2 protein-coding genes and 2 pseudogenes are annotated in these 2,394 nt (G+C 74.8%); 1 reads left to right on the top strand and 3 read right to left on the bottom strand.

Annotated features, from left to right (window positions below):
- The 3 genes and pseudogenes from ACWGIU_RS35745 to ACWGIU_RS35755 form a co-directional block, all read right to left on the bottom strand.
- A partial coding sequence (locus tag ACWGIU_RS35745; protein ID WP_453712257.1) for an acyl-CoA dehydrogenase family protein occupies positions 1-976 on the bottom strand: 976 nt, incomplete at its 3' end.
- On the bottom strand, positions 973-2,166 hold the full coding sequence (locus ACWGIU_RS35750) for an acyl-CoA dehydrogenase family protein (RefSeq protein ID WP_453712258.1): 1,194 nt from the start codon (positions 2,164-2,166) through the stop codon (positions 973-975). The genes ACWGIU_RS35750 and ACWGIU_RS35745, both read right to left, overlap by 4 nt.
- Positions 2,163-2,315: pseudogene (locus ACWGIU_RS35755) on the bottom strand (NADPH:quinone oxidoreductase family protein); the annotation flags it as partial. The pseudogene ACWGIU_RS35755 and the gene ACWGIU_RS35750, both read right to left, overlap by 4 nt.
- Here ACWGIU_RS35755 and ACWGIU_RS35760 point away from each other — a divergent pair.
- Positions 2,290-2,394: pseudogene (locus ACWGIU_RS35760) on the top strand (NADPH:quinone oxidoreductase family protein); the annotation flags it as partial. The pseudogenes ACWGIU_RS35755 and ACWGIU_RS35760 overlap by 26 nt on opposite strands.

Raw genomic sequence — 2,394 nt, forward strand, 5'->3', positions numbered from 1 at the left:
GTTGTACGCACTCCTCGGCGGCGCGGACGGCCACGCCCGAGCAGTGGGCCTGGGCCACGGCGACCGTCAGCGGGGCGTCGGGGGCCCCGGTGGCGAGGGCGTCGGCCGCGGCTCGCGCCGCCGCACGGGCGGAGGCCACGTCGAGCCAGAGCCGGGCGAGGCGGTGCTTGAGCGCCTGGAAGGAGCCGACCGGGCGGTTGAACTGGTGGCGGCCCCGGACGTGGCCGACGGTCTCCGCCAGGCACCACTCGGCGACCCCGAGCTGTTCGGAGGCGAGCAGTCCCGCCCCGGAGAGAAGGGCTCCGGCGACGGCCGCCCGGGCCGTCCCGGGGTCCACGAGGCGAGTGCCCGCGGCCGCTTCCAGCGTGACGGTGGCGAGGGGGCGGGTCAGGTCCAGCGGGACGCGCGGGGTCAGCCGGGCCGCGGCGGCCGGGACGGCGTACAGCCCGGTGTCGGCCAGGACCAGCAAGACGTCGGCGGCCACCGCGTCCGCCACGGAGGTGACCGTGCCGGTCAGGATCCCGTCGCCGAGATCCCGGACGGGGGCCGGGAGGCGCGCGCCCGGGGCCAGGGTCAGCGGCACGGCGGGCACGCATACCGTGCTGCCCGAGGCGAGCTCCCGCAGCAGCGGGGCGGCTTCGGCGGTGTCGCAGCCGAGCAGGATCTCCGTGGCGAGCACGGCGCTCGTCAGGTAGGGCACGGGCGCCACGGTCCGGCCCAGCTCCTCCAGGACCACGGCCGCCTCGCGGTGGCTCGCGCCCTGCCCGCCGAGCTTCTCGGGCACGAGGAGACCGGCCGCGCCGATCCCGGCGGCAAGGGTGTGCCAGAGCGCCGGATCGTGCGGCCGGCCCGTCTCGGCCCGGTCGAGGACGCTCTTCGCGTCGCAGCGGTCGGTGAGGAGTGCGCGTACGGCGGAGCGGAGCTCCTCCTCGGCCTCGGAGTAGAGCAGGTCGGTCGGTGCCGCCGCGGTGGTCATCGGCTCAGGTCCTTCCAGGCGAGGTCCTTGTCGTCGCGCGGCTCGGGGGGCAGGCCGAGGACGCGTTCGGCGACGATGTTGAGGAGGATTTCGCTGGTGCCGCCCTCGATGCTGTTGCCCTTGGCACGCAGGTAGCGGTATCCGGCCTCGCGGCCGGTGAAGTCGACGCCTTCGGGCCGGCGCATGGTCCAGTCGTCGTACAAGAGGCCCTCCTCCGCGAGGAGTTCGACCTCCAGTCCGCTGATCTCCTGGTTGAGCCGGGCGAAGGTGAGCTTCATGCCCGATCCCTCGGGGCCGGGCTGTCCGGCGACGAGCTGCTGGCGCAGCCGCTCTCCGGTGAGGCGGGCGACCTCGGCCTCGACCCAGAGTTCCAGCAGCCGCTGGTGGAGGGCGTGGGTGCGCAGCTCGGGGCGTTCGCGCCAGGCGGCGGCCACGGGGGCGATCATCCCGCCCTCGCGGGGGATGCGCATCCCGCCGATGGAGACCCGCTCGTTCATCAGGGTGGTGCGGGCGACCGCCCAGCCCTCGCCGACGGCGCCGAGGCGGTGGGAGTCGGGGATGCGTACGCCGGTGAGGAAGACCTCGTTGAACTCGGCCTCACCGGTGATCTGGCGCAGCGGCCGGACCTCCACGCCCGGGGCGTGCATGTCGCAGAGGAAGTAGGTGATGCCCTGGTGCTTGGGGAGCCCGGGGTCGGTTCGGGCGATCAGGATGGCCCAGCGGGCGGTGTGGGCGCTGGAGGTCCACACCTTCTGCCCGTCGACGATCCAGTCGCCGGAGCCGCTGTCGCGGATCGCGCGGGTGCCGAGCGCGGCGAGGTCGGAGCCGGCGCCGGGCTCGCTGAAGAGCTGGCACCAGACCTCCTCGCCGATCCACAGGGGTCGCAGGAAGCGCTGCTTCTGCTCGTCGGTGCCGTACGCGAGGATTGTGGGGGCGGCCATGCCGAGGCCGATCCCGATGCGGCGCGGGTCGTTGTCGGGGGCGCCGGCGGCTTCCAGTTCGGCATCGACGACGACCTGGAGGGAGCGGGGCGCGCCGAGGCCGCCGAGGCCCTCGGGGTAGTGGACCCAGGCGAGTCCGGCGTCGAAGCGGGCGCGCAGGAACCGGGTGCGGTCGGTCTCGGCGGGCGGGTGGGCGGCGAGCAGGCCCCGGACGCGGGTGAGCACCTGGTCGGCGGTGATCGCGGTCATCGGGCCACATCCGGCTGCCGGGGCATGGACAGGACGACCCGGCCGGTGGTGGTTCCGTCGGCGAGGCGCTGCACGGCGTCGGCGACGGCGGGGAGCGTGACGAGTTCGCTGATCAGGGGCTTGATGGCGCCCTCGGCGGCGCTGCGGGTGCTCGCCGCGAACCTCAACTTCCCCGACGCGCTGCTCGTCCGCGGCCAGTACCAGATCCGCCCGCCGCTGCCCTTCACC

The organism is Streptomyces sp. NPDC054840 (genome assembly GCF_053611065.1).

What these genes read in the sequence shown, in the direction of transcription:
- ACWGIU_RS35750 (WP_453712258.1), bottom strand. Translation starts at nt 2,166, where the DNA reads ATGACCGCGATCACCGCCGACCAGGTGCTCACCCGCGTCCGGGGCCTG.